Raw genomic sequence first — 18,051 nt, 5'->3', positions numbered from 1 at the left:
GGGTGTCTCATGTTGCGACGCCCGGGTGCCTTGACGGCCGCCGTCCGCGGGGAAAGGGTCCGTGTGACCCGCGGCACGGCACGACTTCCGCCACGGCACGACTTCACGGAGGCACGAACATGAGCGAGGCGGACGACCAGGAGACCTTCAACCCGTGGAGCGTCGTGAACCTGGTGTTCCACCACCTCGCCGACCTGGGCCTGCACCCGGTCCTGGGCGAGCACGGTGACCCGGCGAAGGCGGCGTCGGAGCTGCTGACGTCGATGGGTATCGGATCGGCGCCCGACAGCGCGGGGCCGGCGGCGGCGCCGGTGCAGGACATGCTGGCCGACCTGCGGAAGAGGATGATGCCCGGCGTCGAGTAGCCGCGCCCACCGCGGCGGTCAGGCCGGCAGCAGCAGCACGATCCCGACCGCCGCGGGTGCGGCCTGCACGAACAGGATGCGCCGCGACGCGGTCAGCCCGCCGTAGATCCCGGCGGCGAGCACGCATGCCATGAAGAACAGCGCGACGGCGTGCCCGAGGTCGCCGCCCGCGATGAGCGACCAGATCAGCCCGGCCGCGAGGAACCCGTTGTAGAGCCCCTGGTTGGCCGCGAGCGTCGCGGTGGCCTCGGCGAACTCGGGCGTGGTGCCGAACGCGGCCCGGGCGCGCGGGGTGCGCCACAGGAACATCTCCAGCACCAGGATGTACAGGTGCAGGAGCGCGACCAGCGCGACGACGACAACGGCGAGGACCTCGACGACCATCGGCAGATCATGCCGGTGACCGTCGGGGTGCCCGCCGTCGGTGCGCCGAAGCCCCTACAGGGACGCGATCAGCCGGTCGACGCGTTCGTCGACGGCCCGGAACGGGTCCTTGCACAGCACGGTGCGCTGCGCCTGGTCGTTGAGCTTGAGGTGCACCCAGTCGACGGTGAAGTCGCGCCCGGCGGCCTGGGCGGCGGCGATGAAGTCACCCCGGAGCTTGGCCCGCGTCGTCTGCGGTGGGGTGTCCTTGGCGGCCTCGATCTCGCCGTCGTCGGTGACCCGGTCGACCATCCCCTTGCGCTGCAACAGGTCGAACAGGCCGCGGCCGCGCCGGATGTCGTGGTAGGCGAGGTCGAGCTGGGCGATGCGGGCGTGGGCGAGGTCGAGGCTGTTGCGCTCCTGGTAGCGCTCGACGAGCCGGTGCTTGATGGCCCAGTCGATCTCGCGGTCGATGAGCGAGAGGTTCTGGGACTCGACGGCGTCGAGCACCCTCCCCCACAGCTCGACGACCCGCTCCATCGCCTTGTCGTCGCCCTCGCGGGTGCGCATGTGCTCGACGGCGCGGGAGTGGTACTCACGCTGGATGTCCAGCGCGCTGGCCTCGCGGCCGCCGGCGAGGCGGACGGTGCGCCGCCCGGTGAGGTCGTGGCTGATCTCGCGGATGGCACGGATCGGGTTGTCGAGGGTGAAGTCGCGGAACTGGACGCCCGCCTCGATCATCTCCAGCACCAGCGTCGCCGAGCCCACCTTGAGCAGGGTGGTGACCTCGGACATGTTCGAGTCGCCGACGATGACGTGCAGGCGGCGATAGCGCTCGGCGTCGGCGTGCGGCTCGTCGCGGGTGTTGATGATGGGCCGCGAGCGGGTGGTGGCGCTGGAGACGCCCTCCCAGATGTGCTCGGCGCGCTGCGAGAGGCAGTACACCGCCCCGCGCGGGGTCTGCAGCACCTTGCCCGCGCCGCAGATGAGCTGGCGCGTCACCAGGAACGGCAGGAGCACGTCGGCGATGCGGGAGAACTCGCCCTGCCGCGCGACGAGGTAGTTCTCGTGGCAGCCGTAGGAGTTGCCCGCGGAGTCGGTGTTGTTCTTGAACAGGTAGATGTCCCCGCCGATGCCCTCGTCGACGAGCCGGCGTTCGGCGTCGACGAGGAGGTCCTCGAGGATGCGTTCACCTGCCTTGTCGTGGGCGACGAGCTGGGTGAGCGAGTCGCACTCGGCGGTGGCGTACTCGGGGTGGGATCCGACGTCGAGGTAGAGGCGCGCCCCGTTCCGGAGGAAGACGTTCGACGATCTTCCCCATGACACGACACGCCGGAACAGGTAGCGGGCCACCTCGTCCGGGGACAGCCGCCGCTGGCCGTGGAAGGTGCACGTGACCCCGAACTCGGTCTCGACACCGTAGATCCGACGCTGCATGCCCTTCAGCGTAAGCGGAGAAGCGCCTCTAGGGTCACGTCTGTGTGGGACAGGTTGCGGCGCGTCGACCCGCGGGTGAAGGTCGCCGGTACTCGGCCGCTGCGGCGGGTCGACGTGTGGGACCGTGAGATATCGCGCCGGATCGCCGCGCGGCCGCCGGGTGCGCTGGACACCGCGATGAAGACGCTGTCGCCCGCGGCGAACCACGGGCTGCTGTGGTTCGCGGTGGCCGCGGTCCTCGGGGCGCGCAAGGGCGCCGGACGCAAGGCGTCCTCCCGCGGGGTGCTGGCGATCGGGCTGGCCAGCGCGACCGCGAACGGTCTGCTCAAGCCGTTGCTGCCGCGGCGTCGGCCCGCGGCGAGTGAGTTGCCCGCCTACCAGACCATCGACGACCCGCCCACGTCGTCGTCGTTCCCGTCGGGGCATGCGGCGTCGGCGCTGGCGTTCGCCACGGCGGTGGCGATGGAGAGCCCCAGGCGCGGCCTCGTCGTGGCCCCGCTGGCCGCGGCCGTGGCCTACTCGCGGATCCACGTGGGCGTGCACTGGACGTCCGACGTCCTGGCCGGTGCGGCCGTCGGGTCGGGAGTCGCGCTGCTCACGCGGCGCTGGTGGCCGGTGCGGGGCACCGACGAGGCACGGGCCCGACCGGTCGACAGCGTCGACCCGCTGCCCGGCGGCGAGGGCCTGGTGATGATCGTCAACCCGACCTCCGGGGAGCAGGGTGTCGACCCGGGCGACGACATCGAGGCCGCCCTGCCGCAGGCCCAGGTGCTGCGCACGGAGAAGGGCGTCGACGTCGGAGAGCAGCTGGAGGCGGCGCTCGCACAGGCCGACGGCTGGGTCCGCGCGGTCGGTGTCGCGGGTGGCGACGGGACCGTCGGCGCGGTCGCGGCCGTTGCGAACCGGCGCGGGCTGCCCCTCGTCCTCGTCCCGGCGGGGACGCTCAACCACTTCGCCCGTGACGTCGGCGTCTACGACCTGCAGGAGGCCGTCGACGCCTCGCAGGCGGGCGAGGCCGTCGCGGTCGACCTCGCGCTGGTCGAGGCCCATCCCGGTGTCGGCGACGACCCGGTCGACGACGACGTCACCCGGACCTGGTACTTCCTCAACACCTCCAGCATCGGCTCGTACCCGGACCTGGTGCGGCTGCGGGAGAAGTGGCAGCCCCGGTGGGGCAAGTGGCCGGCGTTCGTCGCGGCGCTGGTGACCGTGCTGCACCGCTCCGAGCGGGTCGAGGTGAAGATCGGGGACCGCTGGTACACGGTCTGGTTCCTGTTCGTCGGCAACGGTCCCTACCATCCGCGCGGCATGGTGCCGGCGTGGCGGCCGACCCTGGACTCCGGTCTGCTCGACGTCCGCTGGATCCGGGCCGACATCCGGTTCTCCCGGGTGCGGGCGTTCGTGGCGCTGATGCTGGGGGCGTTGGGGCACAGTAAGGTCTACGAGCAGCGCGAGGTCGACCATCTCGACGTCGAGCTGCGCGAGCCCGGGTCGCTGGCCACCGACGGCGAGGTCGTCGAGGAGGCCGGGCGGTACACGTTCCGCGTCGCCGAGAAGCCGATCCCGGTCTACCGCCGTGACGAGGAACGCTGGTCGGGCCGGGACCGGCCGTTCCTGGGCTAGCTCACAGGTTCTGCACGTGCTGGAACCCGAAGCGCCCCTTCACACACAGGTGCCCGTGGGTGACGGAGTGGTCGGCGGGTGAGGTGACGTTGACGATGGAGCCCTGCTGCACGTGCAGCTCGAGGTTGCAGCCGACGCCGCAGAACGAGCACACCGTCGTCGTGACGGTCTCCTCCTCGGGGTGCCAGTCGTCGCCGGCGCGCAGGTCGTGCTCGCGGACCGACTTCAGCGCGCCCGTCGGGCACACCCCGATGCAGTTGCCGCAGTAGACACAGGCCGAGTCGGGCAGCTCCGCGTCGAACTCGGTGGCGATGCGGGCGTCGAACCCACGGCCGGCCGCGGCGATGGCGAAGGTGAACTGGGCGTCGGTCCCACAGGCGTTCACGCACTTGTAGCAGAGGATGCAGCGGGAGTAGTCGCGCACGTAGAGATCGTTGTCGATCTTCACGGGCTGGGCGACGGTCTCGGCGTGCGACCCGTCCGGGGCGTGGTGGTGCCCGGCGTGGCGACGGTCGCGCTCCCCCGCCTGCGCGGGCGGCGCGGGCGGGCCGTAGCGGTCGGCGTCGACGCCGTACTCCGACATCCAGCGGGCGACGTCGGCACTGGCCTGGCTCATGTCGACCGACGACGCCAGCAGCTCCAGCACCATCCGCCGGGAGTGCCGCACCTTGTCGGTGTCGGTGCGCACCTCCATGTCGTCCTCGACCTTGCGGGCGCACGACGGCACGAGCACCCGGGAGCCCTCGACCTCGACGACGCAGGCCCGGCACGCGTTGATCGGGTCCAGGTTGGGCGCCCAGCACAGGGTCGGGGTGTCGGCCTGCTGCGGTGTCCCCTCCGCGTGCAGAGCCTGCAGGATCGTCGAGCCCTCGGGGACGCGGACCTCGCGGCCGTCGACGGTCACCGTCACGACCCGCTTGATGTCCCCGAGCATCACCGGCGTGGTCGTCATGTGGTGGTGACCTTCCTGTGGCCGTTGGTGGACGGGTCCGGCGGCGTGGACAGCAGGTTCAGCGACAGCGCCGACTGCAGCGCGGCGGGCGCGGTCTGCCCGAGACCGCAGATCGACGCGTCGCGCATGACGCGGGCGAGGTCGTCGAGCAGGGCCAGCTCGGTGTCCCGCGACCCGAGCGGGGCGCCTCGCTCCAGCCGGGCCAGCGCCTCCTCCTGGCGGACGGTCCCGACCCGGCACGGGACGCACTGCCCGCACGACTCGTCGCGGAAGAACGCGGCGATGCGGCGCAGGATCGCGGTGAGGTCGGCGTCGGTGTCGAAGGCGAGGACTACGCCGGAGCCGAGCGTTGCGCCGATCTCGCGGGCGCCCTCCAGGGTGAGGACGACGTCGAGCTGGTCGGGCATGACGAACCCGCCCGCCGCGCCGCCGAGCAGGATCGTGCGCAGCTCGCCGCGCAGGCCGCCCGCGAGGGTGAGCAGCTCGCGCAGGGTGGTGCCGAAGTCGACCTCGTAGACGCCGGGGACGGCGACCGCGCCGGAGACGCAGAACAGCTTGGTGCCGGTGGACCGCTCACCGCCGATGGAGGCGAACGCGGGCCCGCCGACGTCGAGGACCTGCAGCACGTTGTAGAGCGTCTCGACGTTGTTGATGACGGTGGGCTTGCCGAACAGGCCCGAGACGCTCGGGAAGGGGGGCTTGTTGCGCGGCTCGCCGCGGAACCCCTCGATGGAGTTGAGCAGCGCGGTCTCCTCGCCGCAGATGTAGGCACCCGCGCCGCGGCGCAGCTCGATGTCGAACGTGAAGCCCTCGCCCATCACGTCGTCGCCGAGGTAGCCGCGGCGCCGCGCCTCCTCGATCGCGCCGGCGAGACGCCGGGTGGCGAGGGGGTACTCGCCGCGGACGTAGAGGTAGCCGCGTTCGCAGCCGGTGACCCAGCCGGCGATCGTCATGGCCTCGACCAGCCCGAACGGGTCGTGTTCCATGAGCACCCGGTCCTTGAAGGTGCCGGGCTCGGACTCGTCGGCGTTGCACACGAGGTAGTGCGGCCGGGCCGGGGCGGCGGCGACGCCGTCCCATTTCACGCCGGTGGGGAACGCGGCGCCGCCGCGTCCGGTGAGGGAGGAGTCCTTGAGCTCGGCGATGACCCGGGTCGCGCCGAGGTCGACGGCGCGCCGCAGGGCGTCGTAGCCGCCGTGGGCGCGGTAGTCGTCGAGGCTCTCGGGGTCGACGGTCCCGATGCGCCGCAGCAGTCGCAGCCGTTCCCCGCGTGGGGCGCGTGTCTGGGGGACGCTGACGCCGGGATCGGCGAAGGCGGCGTCGGCCTCGACCGCGGTCGCTGCCCCGGCCACGACGCTGCTCGCCCGGGCCGCGGCCACGACGTCGTCGGGAACGGCCGGGGCGTGGCTGAAGTCGGGCTCCCCCGCCAGCTGGAACATCACCGCCGGCGCCCGCTCGCACAGTCCCAGGCACGGGCTGCGGACCCAGCAGGCGTCCGCTCCCGTTCCCTCGGGGCCCAGCTCGGCGGTGAGCCGCCCGGCCAGCGCCTCCCCACCGGCGGCACCGCAGGCGACGTCGTCGCACACGTGCACGACCCGCGGCGCCCGCGGCTCGACGGTGAACATCGCGTAGAAGGTCGCGACGCCGTAGGCGTCGGCAGGCGGCACCGACAGCCGGGTGGCGACGTGGTTGAGCGCGCCCTCGGTCAGTGTCCCGACCGCGTCGGACACCGCATGCAGGGCGGGCAGCAGCAGGTGCCGGTGGCCGCGGGCCTCGTGGCCCGAGTCGGGCCCGGCGCGGTCGTCGGCTTCGCGTGGACCCAGCAGCGGGTCCAGCAGGGCGTCGACGGCAGCCCGTTCCTCAGCGGTCGCCTCGGCGCCCGACAGTCGCAGGTCCACGTGCCTCCTCTAGTGCCCGGCCGCCGGCAGCCGGGACACGTCGTCGGCGAGCTTCTCGATCCGGATCGCGGTCGCCTTGAACTCCGAGGTGCCCGACTTCGGGTCCCAGGCGTCGTTGGTCAGCACGTTCGTGTCGACCTCCTCGGAGAAGTGCGGGGTGAACGACGCCAGCCCGGGCCGCAGCGACGGGTCCAGCGCGACGGGGGCCACGACGGAACCACGACGCGACACCACGCGCACCTTCTCGCCGTCGGTGATGCCGAGTCGCTGTGCGTCGTCGCGGTCCATCCGCAGTGCCTCCCGGCGGCGCATCGGCGAGGAGTACCCGCCGGTCTGCACGCCGGAGTTGTAGGCGTCGAGGAGGCGGACCGTCGTGAGCCGGATCGGGTAGTCCTCGGTCAGCACGTCGACCGGTGGCACGTGCTCGACCGGTGTGAACGGCGCGGGGGTGCCGATCTCGGCGGGGTCGTCGGCCCACAGCCGGGCGTGCATCAGCGGTGTGCCCGGATGGTCGAGTGTCGGGCACGGCCACTGGATGCCACCGTGCTCCTCCAGCCGGGCGTAGGTCATGCCCTGGTGCCAGTTCAGCGACAGCGACCGCAGCTCGTCCCACACCTGCTCGGCGGTCGGGCTGCCCCAGTCATGCCCGAGCCGGTCGGCAACGGCGCAGATGATGTGGGTGTCGGGCCGGGCCTGGCCGGGCGGGTCGATGGCCTTGCGGACCCGCTGGACCCGCCGCTCGCTGTTGGTGACGGTCCCCTCGTACTCGCACCAGTCCGCCGCCGCGGGCAGGACGACGTCGGCGAGGTCGGCGGTCGCGGTGCGGAAGATGTCCTGCACCACCAGGTGGTCGAGGCCTTCGAGCAGGTGCCGGGCGTGGGTGGCGTTGGCCTCGGACTCCGCCGGGTTCTCCCCGATGCAGTACAGCGTCTTCAGCGTGCCGGCCTCCATCGCCTCGAACATCTGCGACAGGTGCATGCCCGGCTCCGGTGTGATCGGCGCGCCCCACACCGTCTCGAACCGGGCGCGGGCCTCGTCGTCGCCGAGGTCGTAGCCGCCGGGCAGCTTGGCGGGGATGGAGCCCATGTCGCCGCCGCCCTGCACGTTGTTCTGCCCGCGCAGCGGCACCAGGCCCGACCCGTAGCGGCCGACGTGTCCGGTCAGCAGCGCCAGGTTGATCAGCGCGAACACGTAGTCGGCGGCGTTGTGGTGCTCGGTGATGCCCAGCGTCCAGCAGATCTGGGCGCGGTCGGCGCGGGCGTAGGCGTGCGCCAGGTCGCGGATCAGGACGGCGTCGACACCGGTGATCTGTGACGCCCGCTCCAGCGTGTACGGCTCGACCGAGCGGGCGTAGTCGTCGAAACCCGTTGTGGCCCGGTCGACGAACGCGTGGTTGACGAGGTCGGCGTGGATGATCTCGCGGGCGATGGCGTTGGCCAGCGCGATGTCGGTGCCGACGTCGAGGCCGAGCCAGCCGTCGGCCCAGCGGGCGGTGGAGGTGCGCCGCGGGTCGACGGAGTACATGCGGGTGCCCTTACGGAGCCCCTGCAGGACGTGGTGGAAGAAGATCGGGTGGGTCTCCCGCGCGTTGGAGCCCCACAGGATCAACAGGTCGGCGTCTTCCGCCTCGACATAGGCGGAGGTGCCGCCGCCGGCACCGAACACTGCCGTCAGACCGACGACGCTGGGAGCGTGTCAAGTCCTGTTGCAGGAGTCGACGTTGTTGCTCCCCATCACCACCCGGGCGAACTTCTGCGCGGTGTAGTTCATCTCGTTCGTGGCCTTGGAGCAGCTGAACATGCCGAACTCGTCGGGCGTGCGGCCGCGGAACCCGGCGGCCGCCCGGTCGAGGGCCTCGTCCCACGAGGCGGGCCGGAGCACGCCGTTGTCGCGGACGAGGGGCTCGGTGATCCTCACGTGCCGGGGACGGCGGGGCATGTGTCCTCCACGAGTCGTCTGCGCTGACGACGTCCACGATAGGCCGGTCGAGGCGCCCCGTCAGGTCCGGCGCGACGCGGAGTGCCCGGCGACCACCCCGGCGGGGCCCGCGGTGACCCGCACCGCGAGGACGTCGCCGGGCACGAGCGGGGTGGTGGGGTCGGTGACGTCGACGGCCCCGGCGAGCACGACGCGGGCCGCCGGGCCGTGCCGGGCGGCGAGCAGCGCGGTGGCCTCGCCGAGGGTGCGGGCGTGCACGGGCGGGCCCTCCGCCACGGTGATGCGCGGTGCGGGGCGGGCGAGCACCGCGGCCAGTTCGTCGGGGGTGTTGACGTTGAGCAGCGAGTCCAGCGCGGGGTCGACCCGGGCGAGCGTCCCGGTCAGCAGCGTCGCCTCGTCGGGCCGCACGACGCGGACCTGCGCGAACAGGTCCGGCGGGCGCCGCACACCGCCGCCGACCAGGCGCGTGACCAGCGGCGCGAGGGAGGTCCGGTAGGCGGCCGCGAGCGGCTGCGGGTGTCCGTGGACCTGTGGGACCACGACGTCGGCCCGGCCCTCGTCGTCCGCGGAGTCCAGCAGCTGCAGGACGCGGCGGACGTACGCGGGGTGCAGCAGCGGCAGGTCGGTGGCCGTGACGAACGCGGTGTCGGCCCGGTCGGCGACGGCGGCGAGCCCGATCGCGACGGCCTGCAGCGGTCCCCGCCCTTCGACGGGGTCGTCGACGACCTCGACCCGCGCCGGCAGCGGCGGCAGCAGCTGCCCCGGGGCGCGCACGACGACGACGGGCCCGTCCACACCCCGGCCCACCAACGCGGCCACCCGGGCCAGCAACGGTGTCCCGAACCAGTCCAGTGCTGCCTTCGACGTCCCCATCCGCGACGACCGGCCCCCGGCCGCGACGATCCCCGCGGTCCGCGCGGTCCCCGACACCCCGCTCCTCATGGGGCGCGATGCTAGCGAGCCGTGGCGCGGTGCCCGAGGCGCGCCGCGACGTCGACGACACCGGTGGCAGCCGCGGCGGCCGACGAGGAGCCGCCACGCGGCCGCCCGCCCCGGTGGTCGGCCTACCCTGGAGCTCGCCGCCCGTGCGGGCGGCGGACGGGGGTGGTCATGGGCCGGGTCACGGTGCGGCGACCGGTGTTGCGGCTGGGTCCCGACGGTCAGGAGCGCCGCCGCCCCGACGCGCTCGCGGCCGAGGAGCCCCTGGAGATCCGTGTCGACGGCAAGCCGCTGTCGGTCACGATGCGCACACCGGGCAACGACGTCGAGCTCGCACACGGCTTCCTGCTCACCGAGGGCGTGATCGGCTCGTCCGAGGACCTGCTCGCCGCCCGCTACTGCGACTCCCTCGACGACCAGGGCCGCAACACCTACAACGTCCTCGACGTCACGCTCGCGCCCGGCGTGCAGCCGCCCGACACCTCGCTGGAGCGAAACTTCTACACGACGTCGTCGTGCGGGGTGTGCGGCAAGGCGTCCCTGGACGCGGTCAGGCTCAAGTCCCGCTTCACCCCGGCCACCGATGCGGTCCGTGTGCACTACCGCACGATCATCACGCTGCCCGACGCGCTGCGGGAGGCGCAGCAGGTCTTCTCCTCCACCGGCGGCCTGCACGGCGCGGCACTGTTCACCGCGGACGGGGAGCTGATCGTCGCCCGCGAGGACGTGGGCCGGCACAACGCCGTCGACAAGGTGTTGGGGCGCTGCCTGCTCGACGGGCGCATCCCGGCCGTGGGCACCGTGCTGATGGTGTCGGGGCGGGCGTCGTTCGAGCTGGTGCAGAAGGCCGTCATGGCGGGTGTGCCGATGATGACGGCGGTGTCGGCGCCGTCATCGCTGGCCGTGGAGCTGGCCGCGGAGGCCGGGATGACGCTCGTCGGGTTCCTGCGTGGGGAGACGATGAACGTCTACGCCCACTCCGAGCGGATCGACCGGTGACGCCGGTGAGGGTGACGGCGCTCGACCACGTCGTCCTCGTCTCCGCCGACCCGGAGCGGCTGGTCGCCTGGTACCGCGACACCCTCGGGCTTCAGCCGCTGCGGCTGGAGCAGTGGCGGCGCGGCGAGGTGCCGTTCGTGTCGCTGCGGGTCTCCGCCGACACGATCGTCGACGTCCAGCAGGGTGAGCGGGACGGGGTGAACATGGGGCACATGGCGCTCGTCGTCGAGGACACCGACCTGGCGGCGCTCGCCGCCGAGCAGGGAGCCGACCCGCCGCGGTCGCTGTTCGGTGCCCGCGGCCAGGGCGAGGGCATCTACCTGCGCGACCCCGACGGCAACGGTGTGGAGCTGCGCCGCTACCCCCGGCTCTCGTGAGTGTCTCAGGAGTACGGCGTCGTCAGGACCTCGAGGTTGTGCCCGCTCGGTGAGTCGAAGTACAGGCCGCGCCCGCCGTTGTGGGTGTTGTGCCCGGGCGTGCGGTGGCTCGGGTCGGCCCAGGTGTCGCGGCCCGCGAGCCGCGCCGCGACCTCGTCGAACTCGGGCTCGCTGATCAGGAACGCGTAGTGCTGCGGCGTCGGCGCGGGGTCACGCATGAAGTCGAGGCTCACCCCGTTGGCGACCTCGACCACGGTGAACGGACCGAACCGCGTCGGCACCGGTAGCCCCAGCACCTCGGCGACGAAACCCGCCTCGGCGTCGGCGTCGACGGAATGGACGATGGTGTGGTTCAGCTCGACGGCCATGACACCACCGTGCGCCCTCGACCCGGGTTCAGGTCAAGGGCGCACGGAGGAACGTCAGTCCTGCGGGTCGGCGCCGCTCGCGGCCGGGTTGTCGTCGCCACCGACCTCGGGCTCGTCGTCCTGGGTCCCGCGGTTGGCGGGTGGCAGCAGCTCGCGCAGCACGTTGCCCGTGATCCGGCGGAACGAGCGGCGCGGCCGGCCACGGTCGAGGACGGCGACCTCCAGCGCACCCACACCGAGGACCCGCTCCTCGGCGGCCGCACCGTTGCCGGGCGTGGCCACGGCCTGCAGGCCCCCGACGGCGACGGCGATCGCGTCGGCCAGCTCCTGGCCCTCCTGGAACGTCTCGCCCAGCTTCGCGCTGATCGGCTCGGTCTGCCCGCCCATCACGACGAACTTCGGCTCGTCGGTGATCGAGCCGTCGTAGGTGATGCGGTAGAGCTGGTCGGCGTCGGCGCTCGCCCCGACCTCGGCGACACACACCTCGACCTCGAACGGCTTCTGCTGGTCGATGAAGATCGAGCCGAGGGTCTGGGCGTAGACGTTGGCGAGCCAGCGGCCGGTGACGTCGCGGCGGTCGTAGGAGTAGCCGCGGACGTCGGCGGCGCGGATGCCGCCGGTGCGGAGGTTCTCGAACTCGTTGTAGCGCCCGACCGCGGCGAACCCGATGCGGTCGTAGATCTCCGAGACCTTGTGCAGGGCCTTCGAGTGGTTCTCCGCCACGAACAGCACGCCGCCGGCGAAGGTGAGCACGACGACGCTGCGCCCACGGGCGATGCCCTTGCGCGCCAGCTCCGAACGGTCCCGCAGGAGCTGGTCGACGGAGGAGTAGAACGGCATCGTCACGGGGAGCGCTCCAGGGTCGTGAGTACGTGCGGGATGGTCGGGGACGACACGTCAGCCTCCCGGCTTCTCCGTGCGGCCCACGATCACCCGGTCGACGACGGCGGCGATCTCGTCCTCGGGGCGGCGCAGCGCACCCTCGGCCGTGATGCTCACGACGACCGGGTAGATCCGGCGGATCGTGTCCGGGCCACCGGTCGCGGTGTCGTCGTCGGCGGCGTCGTAGAGCGCCTCGATGGCGGTGCGGACCGTCGTGGCCAGGTCGTTGGCCGGGTCGTGCAGCTTCTTCATCGACGACTTCGCGAACACCGAGCCGGAGCCGACGGAGTGGTAGCCGAGCCACTCGTCGTAGCGGCCGCCGGTGGGGTCGTAGGTGACGATGCGGCCGGCCTTGGAGGCGTCGGCGGCGTCGGTGTCGTAGCCGACGAACAGGGGGACGACGACGAAGCCCTGCATCGCGGCGCCGAGGTTCTGCCGGACCATGCCGGCGAGCTTGTTGGCCTTGCCGTCGAGGGACAGCGGGACGCCCTCGATCTTCTCGTAGTGCTCGAGGTCGACCGTGAACAGCCGCACCATCTCCAGCGCGATGCCCGCCGAGCCGGCGATGCCGACCGCGGAGTAGCTGTCGGTGACGAACACCTTCTCGATGTCGCGCTGGGCGATGACGTTGCCGGACGTGGCGCGGCGGTCACCGGCGATGACGACGCCGTCTGCGCACACCAGCGCGACGATCGTCGTGCCGTGCGGGACGTCGAGGCCCGCGGCGGAGTGCGCGGCGGCCTGCACGGCCGTCGCCCGGCCCGGCAGCAGGTGGGGCGCGGTGGCGGCGACGTAGTCGGTGAACGACGCGGTCGCGGGAGCCGAGAACGGGTCGAGACCGGACTGTCGTGCGTCGAGCGGCGACCGGTGGTCCATGGTCGGGTGCGTACCTCTCCCTCGTGCGGCCGGTCCGCCCCTGGGCGGCCCGGTCCCTGTCGTGACGTCTCGTGCGCGCCGCGGGTGACGCCACGCGCGACACCCGGTGTCGGCGTCACACCGCCCGGCCGGCCGGTCTCGTGGACCGGCCCACCGGGCGGCACGGTACTGCGGACGACCGGGCCGGCGCACGCCGGCCGCGGCCGTGGCGGACGGCTACTCGCCGCCCTTCTGGACGTAGGCGCGGACGAACTCCTCCGCGTTCTCCTCCAGGACGTCGTCGATCTCGTCGAGGATCGTGTCGACGTCCTCGCCGAGCTTCTCCCGACGTTCCTGTCCCGCCGCCTCGGCGCCGGAGCCGTCCTCGTCGTCTCCCCCGCCACCGCCCTGACGCTTGGTCTGCTCCTGCGACATGGCCGTCTCCTCCTCGATCACCCCGAAGCCGGGGCCTGGGTCCCGCCCGACGCCGCCATCCGGAGGCGCCGGACCGGGGTCCGGTTTCCCCAGTCTATCGACCGGATCCGCGACACGCCCGTGATCGTCACCGCCGTCGTCGGCGCGTCCCATCGTCCGGACAGGTCCTGGCCGGCCGGTCGGCGCCGGTCGGTGTCCGGTCCGGGACGGGTCAGCCCCGGGTGAGCGCCTCGACGAGCTCCTCGGCGGTGCGTGACCCGTCGATCAGCTCGCCGACATGGCGACGGGTACCGCGCAGCGGCTCCAGTGTCGGGATCCGCACCAGCGACTCCCGGCCCAGGTCGAAGATGACGGAGTCCCACGACGCCGCGGCCACCTCGGCCGGGTAGCGCTCGAGGCAGCGGCCCCGGAAGTAGGCACGGGTGTCGTCGGGCGGGGACTGCATCGCCGCCGCGACGTCGTCCTCGCTGATCAGGCGCTTGATCGAGCCGCGGGTGGCGAGCCGGTTGTAGAGGCCCTTGCCCATCCGCACGTCGGAGTACTGCAGGTCGACGAGGGCGAGGCGGCCGGCGTTCCAGTTCAGGCCGTCACGCTCGCGGTAGCCCTCGAGCAGCCGCAGCTTCGCCGTCCAGTCCAGCCGGTCGGCGGTGCTCATCGGGTCGCGGGCCAGGTCGTCGAGGATCTCGCCCCACAGCTGCAGGACCTCGGCGGTGGCCGCGTCGACGTCGGCCCCCTGCGTGTTCTCGACGTGCGCGCGGGCCTTGTCGAAGTAGATGCGCTGCAGGTCGACACCGGTCATCCTGCGGCCGTCGAGCAGCTCGACCGTCGTCGTCAGGCCCGGGTCGTGGCTGATGCGGTGCACCGACTTGACCGGCTCGGCCAGCCGCAGGTCGTCGAAGCGGACGCCGTTCTCGATCATGTCGAGCACGAGCGCGGTGGTGCCGACCTTGAGCAGCGTGGAGTACTCGCTCATGTTGGCGTCGCCGATGATGACGTGCAGCCTGCGGTACTTGTCGGCGTCGGCGTGCGGCTCGTCGCGGGTGTTGATGATGCCGCGCTTGAGCGTCGTCTCCAGGCCGACCTCGACCTCGATGTAGTCGGCGCGCTGGGAGAGCTGGTAACCCGCCTCGTCGCTCGACGGGCCGATGCCGACCCGGCCGGAGCCGGTCACGACCTGGCGCGACACGAAGAACGGCGTGAGGCCGCTGACGATCGACGGGAACGTCGTCTGCCGCGACATCAGGTAGTTCTCGTGGGTGCCGTAGCTGGCTCCCTTGCCGTCGATGTTGTTCTTGTACAGCTGGATCCGCGGCGCCCCGGGGACGGTGGCAGCGCGCATCGCGGCCTCCTCCATGATCCGTTCCCCCGCCTTGTCCCACACGACGATGTCGCGCGGGGTGGTGACCTCGGGGGTGGAGAACTCGGGGTGCGCGTGGTCGACGTAGAGCCGGGCGCCGTTGGTGAGGATGACGTTGGCGGCGCCGAGGTCGTCGAGCTCGGAGTCCGACTGCGGGGCCAGCGTCGGCGCCGACAGGTCGAATCCGCGGGCGTCACGCAGCGGGGACTCCACCTCGTAGTCCCAGCGGGCGCGGCGTGACCGCGGGATCTCCTGCGCGGCGGCGTAGGCGAGGACGACCTGGGTGGAGGTGATCACCGGGTTGGCGGCCGGGTCGCCCGGGACGGAGATCCCGTACTCGACCTCGGTGCCCATGATGCGGCGGGCGGTCACGAACCGGCCCCGGCGGCGACGTGGAAATGCATTGCCCGAGCCTATCCCGGGTCGTGACCGGGGCGGGTGGGGTGAGACGGAACCCCGCCGGTGCGAGACTCACGCGTGTGCCCGACCCTGCCGCCGAGGTGATCGCCCTCTACGACGCCGACGGCCGCCGGATCGGGGGCCGCGCCGCGCGGTGAGGTGTACGCCCGGTCGCTCCGGCACGGCAGCGCCGGCGTCCTAGAAGTTGATCATGTGGCCGGTGAGGCCGTGGATCGCCTCCTGGAGCGCCTCCGACAGCGTCGGGTGCGCGTGCACGTTGCGCGCCAGCTCGTGCGAGGTGAGGTCCCACTTCTGGGCCAGTGTCAGCTCGGGCAGCAGCTCCGTGACCTCCGGGCCGATCAGGTGCCCGCCCAGCAGCTCGCCGTACGTCTCGTCGGCGATCAGCTTGACGAACCCGGACGCGTCGCCCAGGCCCTGCGCCTTGCCGTTCGCGGTGAACGGGAACTTGGCGACGACGACCTTCCAGCCCTTCTCGTCGGCAAGCTCACGCGCCTGCGCCTCCGTGTAGCCGAAGCTCGCGACCTGGGGCTGGCAGAAGGTGGCACGCGGCATCATCACGTACTCGAGCTCGACGGTCTCGGCACCCGCGATGGTCTCGGCGGCGACGACGCCCTGGGCCTCCGCGACGTGGGCCAGCATCAGCTTGGCGGTGACGTCGCCGATCGCGTAGACGTGGGCGACGTTGGTGCGCATGTGGTCGTCGACGGCGATGGCGCCGCGCTCGGTGAGCTCGACACCGAGCGTGTCGAGGCCGTAGCCCTCGGTGCGCGGCGCGAACCCGATGGCCTGCACGACCTTGTCGGCAGTGAGCTCACGCTCCCCCGCGGCGTCGGAGACGCGGACGGTGACCTGGTCGCCGCTGTCGTCGATCGACTCGACCTTCGTCGAGGTCAGGACGGTCACGCCGAGCTTGCGGTAGTGCTTGGCCAGCTCCTTGGACACCTCGGCGTCCTCGAGCGGGAGCAGCCGGTCGAGGTACTCGACGATCGTCACGTCGACGCCGTAGTTGGCCATCACGTAGGCGAACTCGACCCCGATCGCGCCGGCACCGGCGATGATCACGCTGCGCGGCAGGTCGCGCGTCATGATGTGCTCCTCGTAGGTCACGACGCGATCGGAGAGCGACGTGCCCGGGAGCAGGCGGGTCTCGGTGCCGGCGGCGATGATCACGTCGTCGAACGTGACGGTCTGCGTGCCACCGCCGTTCAGCGCGACCTCGACGGTGTGGCCGTCGGTGAACGTGCCCCGGCCGTCGATCTCGGCGATCTTGTTCTTCTTCATCAGGAAGTGCACGCCCTTGACGCGGCCGTCGGCGACGACGCGGGAGCGGTCGAACGCGCTGCCGTAGTCGAACGAGGCGTCGCCGGAGATGCCGAACGTCTTCTTCTCGTGGGCGAAGATGTGGGCCAGCTCCGCGTTGCGCAGCAGCGCCTTCGACGGGATGCAGCCGACGTTGAGACAGACCCCTCCCCAGTACCTGTCCTCCACGACCGCGACGCTGCGCCCCAGCTGGGCGGCGCGGATCGCGGCCACGTAGCCGCCGGGACCGGCTCCGAGGACGAGGACGTCGACGTGGGTGTCTGCCATGACCTCCAGCCTAGGACGGCGCCGGGCCGGGGGTCGTCGTGCGGTGACGAGAGGCGTGCGACATCACGTGTGTGCCGGTTCCGTGCCCGTGTCGGCGCTCGTCGTCGGGCCCGTGCAGGAGTCGGGCGGGGCTCCGACACCGAGCGGGTGGGACCCGTCGGCCAGCGCGGCGACGAGGGTCTCGGCGACGTCACGCAGGGCGGCCTGCTGCGCGGCGGTGAGCGGGTCGAACACGGCGGCGCGCACCGTCTCGACGTGCCCGGGCGCCGCGGCCTCCAGTGCGGCCATGCCCTCGTCGGTGAGCTGGGCGAACGCCCCGCGCCGGTCGGTGAGGCACGCGTTGCGCCGGACCCAGCCCGCTTCCTCCAGCCGGGCGACCGCGTGGGAGAGCCGGCTGCGTGAGGACAGCGCGGTGTCGGCCAGCGCGCTCATCCGCAGGGTCCGGTCCGGCGCCTCGGACAGCCGGACCAGCAGCTCGTAATAGGTCTGCGGGATGCCGGAGTCCTGCGTCATCTGCCGTTCGACCCGGTCGAGCACGAGCCGGGTCGCGGCGAGGAACGCGCGCCACGTCCGTTGCTCGTCGTCGTCCAGCCACCGTGTGTGCTCCACGTCACCCTCCTGATGGTTGAGTCGTCAAGTGAACAGGTCTAGCGTAGCTCTCAACAGATGAGCGCTCAAACAAATCTTCACGGAGGACGAACATGACCGCCGCCACCACACAGATTCCCGGCTACATCGCCGGTGTCTGGGACATCGACGCCGCACACTCGGACGTCTCGTTCAGTGTCCGTCACATGATGGTCAGCAAGGTGAAGGGCCGCTTCGGCACCTTCTCCGGCGACATCACCACCGGCGAGACCCTCGAGGCCTCCAGCGTCAACGTCACCATCGACGCCAACTCGATCGACACCAACCAGGAACAGCGCGACGCGCACATCCGCTCCGCGGACTTCTTCGAGACCGAGGCCCACCCCCAGTGGACCTTCCGCTCCACCGCGGTCCGCGCAGGCGGCGACGGCCTCATCGTCGACGGCGACCTGACCATCAAGGGCGTCACCAAGCCCGTCGCCCTCGACGTCGAGGTCGGCGGCTTCGGCCCCGACGCCTTCGGCGGCACGCGCGCCGGCTTCACCGCCACGATCACCATCAACCGCAACGACTTCGGCGTCGACATCGCCATGCCGCTCGACGGCGGCGGCGTGGTCGTCGGCGAGAAGGTCCAGATCACCCTCGAGATCGAGGCCGTGCTCCGTACC

General features: G+C 72.1%; 18 protein-coding genes. 5 read left to right on the top strand and 13 right to left on the bottom strand.

From position 1 onward, the window contains the following. The first annotated feature begins 119 nt into the window (after positions 1–119). Positions 120–365: a hypothetical protein gene (locus TOK_RS18425; RefSeq protein WP_098959192.1), complete on the top strand. Its 246-nt coding sequence runs from the start codon at positions 120–122 to the stop codon at positions 363–365. An 18-nt stretch (positions 366–383) separates the two neighbouring features. Here TOK_RS18425 and TOK_RS18420 read toward each other — a convergent pair whose 3' ends face one another. Then, on the bottom strand, positions 384–749 hold the full coding sequence (locus TOK_RS18420) for a DUF1304 domain-containing protein (protein ID WP_098959191.1): 366 nt from the start codon (positions 747–749) through the stop codon (positions 384–386). A gap of 54 nt (positions 750–803) precedes the next feature. Next, positions 804–2,165, bottom strand: a complete 1,362-nt coding sequence (gene pafA / locus TOK_RS18415) for a Pup--protein ligase (RefSeq protein WP_098959190.1) — start codon at positions 2,163–2,165, stop codon at positions 804–806. A gap of 42 nt (positions 2,166–2,207) precedes the next feature. Here pafA and TOK_RS18410 point away from each other — a divergent pair, with 42 nt between their 5' ends. Next, positions 2,208–3,788 (top strand): bifunctional phosphatase PAP2/diacylglycerol kinase family protein, encoded by a 1,581-nt coding sequence (locus tag TOK_RS18410; protein ID WP_098959189.1) that lies wholly within the window; start codon positions 2,208–2,210, stop codon positions 3,786–3,788. Position 3,789: 1 nt separating this feature from the next. Here TOK_RS18410 and TOK_RS18405 read toward each other — a convergent pair whose 3' ends face one another. Genes TOK_RS18405 through TOK_RS18390 form a run of 4 tightly spaced genes read right to left on the bottom strand, consistent with a single transcriptional unit; the run spans position 3,790 to position 9,518 of the window. Next, the gene (locus TOK_RS18405) at positions 3,790–4,740 is read right to left on the bottom strand and encodes a 2Fe-2S iron-sulfur cluster-binding protein (RefSeq protein WP_098959187.1); all 951 of its coding nucleotides are present in this window, start codon (positions 4,738–4,740) and stop codon (positions 3,790–3,792) included. Further along, positions 4,737–6,638, bottom strand: coding sequence for an NAD(P)H-dependent oxidoreductase subunit E (locus tag TOK_RS18400; protein ID WP_098959186.1), 1,902 nt, complete (start codon positions 6,636–6,638; stop codon positions 4,737–4,739). The genes TOK_RS18405 and TOK_RS18400 overlap by 4 nt, the downstream gene beginning before the upstream one ends. 9 nt (positions 6,639–6,647) lie before the next feature. Then, the gene (locus tag TOK_RS18395) at positions 6,648–8,576 is read right to left on the bottom strand and encodes a molybdopterin oxidoreductase family protein (RefSeq protein ID WP_098959185.1); all 1,929 of its coding nucleotides are present in this window, start codon (positions 8,574–8,576) and stop codon (positions 6,648–6,650) included. Between the two features lie 60 nt (positions 8,577–8,636). Continuing rightward, positions 8,637–9,518: a molybdenum cofactor guanylyltransferase gene (locus tag TOK_RS18390; protein ID WP_098959183.1), complete on the bottom strand. Its 882-nt coding sequence runs from the start codon at positions 9,516–9,518 to the stop codon at positions 8,637–8,639. A 168-nt stretch (positions 9,519–9,686) separates the two neighbouring features. Between TOK_RS18390 and fdhD the strand changes: the two genes are divergently transcribed. Together fdhD and TOK_RS18380 are read left to right on the top strand one after the other, a co-directional pair. Further along, positions 9,687–10,514 (top strand): formate dehydrogenase accessory sulfurtransferase FdhD, encoded by an 828-nt coding sequence (gene fdhD / locus TOK_RS18385; protein ID WP_098959325.1) that lies wholly within the window; start codon positions 9,687–9,689, stop codon positions 10,512–10,514. After that, on the top strand, positions 10,511–10,891 hold the full coding sequence (locus TOK_RS18380) for a VOC family protein (RefSeq protein WP_216362008.1): 381 nt from the start codon (positions 10,511–10,513) through the stop codon (positions 10,889–10,891). Before fdhD ends, TOK_RS18380 begins: the two co-directional genes overlap by 4 nt. 5 nt (positions 10,892–10,896) lie before the next feature. On the opposite strand, the gene TOK_RS18375 is transcribed toward TOK_RS18380, so the two are convergent. The 7 genes from TOK_RS18375 to TOK_RS18345 form a co-directional block, all read right to left on the bottom strand. Continuing rightward, positions 10,897–11,259, bottom strand: coding sequence for a VOC family protein (locus tag TOK_RS18375; RefSeq protein ID WP_098959181.1), 363 nt, complete (start codon positions 11,257–11,259; stop codon positions 10,897–10,899). 54 nt (positions 11,260–11,313) lie between these two features. Further along, a complete protein-coding gene (gene prcA, locus TOK_RS18370; protein ID WP_098959180.1) occupies positions 11,314–12,105 on the bottom strand; it encodes a proteasome subunit alpha in 792 nt (263 codons plus the stop codon). 51 nt (positions 12,106–12,156) lie between these two features. Beyond that, positions 12,157–13,017: a proteasome subunit beta gene (prcB, locus tag TOK_RS18365; RefSeq protein WP_098959179.1), complete on the bottom strand. Its 861-nt coding sequence runs from the start codon at positions 13,015–13,017 to the stop codon at positions 12,157–12,159. A gap of 216 nt (positions 13,018–13,233) precedes the next feature. After that, the gene (locus TOK_RS18360; protein ID WP_098959323.1) at positions 13,234–13,431 is read right to left on the bottom strand and encodes a ubiquitin-like protein Pup; all 198 of its coding nucleotides are present in this window, start codon (positions 13,429–13,431) and stop codon (positions 13,234–13,236) included. A gap of 211 nt (positions 13,432–13,642) precedes the next feature. Continuing rightward, positions 13,643–15,142 (bottom strand): depupylase/deamidase Dop, encoded by a 1,500-nt coding sequence (dop, locus tag TOK_RS18355; RefSeq protein ID WP_098959322.1) that lies wholly within the window; start codon positions 15,140–15,142, stop codon positions 13,643–13,645. Positions 15,143–15,385: 243 nt separating this feature from the next. Then, positions 15,386–16,795 carry a dihydrolipoyl dehydrogenase gene (lpdA, locus tag TOK_RS18350; RefSeq protein ID WP_098959178.1) on the bottom strand — a complete coding sequence of 470 codons (1,410 nt, stop codon included), beginning with the start codon at positions 16,793–16,795 and terminating at the stop codon, positions 15,386–15,388. A 63-nt stretch (positions 16,796–16,858) separates the two neighbouring features. Further along, positions 16,859–17,404, bottom strand: a complete 546-nt coding sequence (locus tag TOK_RS18345; protein ID WP_098959177.1) for a MarR family winged helix-turn-helix transcriptional regulator — start codon at positions 17,402–17,404, stop codon at positions 16,859–16,861. A gap of 92 nt (positions 17,405–17,496) precedes the next feature. Here TOK_RS18345 and TOK_RS18340 point away from each other — a divergent pair. Continuing rightward, the coding region (locus tag TOK_RS18340; protein ID WP_098959175.1) for a YceI family protein at positions 17,497–18,051 on the top strand (555 nt) is incomplete at its 3' end.

It is taken from the genome of Pseudonocardia sp. N23 (assembly GCF_002583555.1).
Taxonomy (GTDB): Bacteria; Actinomycetota; Actinomycetes; order Mycobacteriales; family Pseudonocardiaceae; genus Pseudonocardia.
The sequence above is the reverse complement of the archived record's forward strand: the minus strand, read 5'-3'. Positions and strand labels throughout refer to the sequence as shown.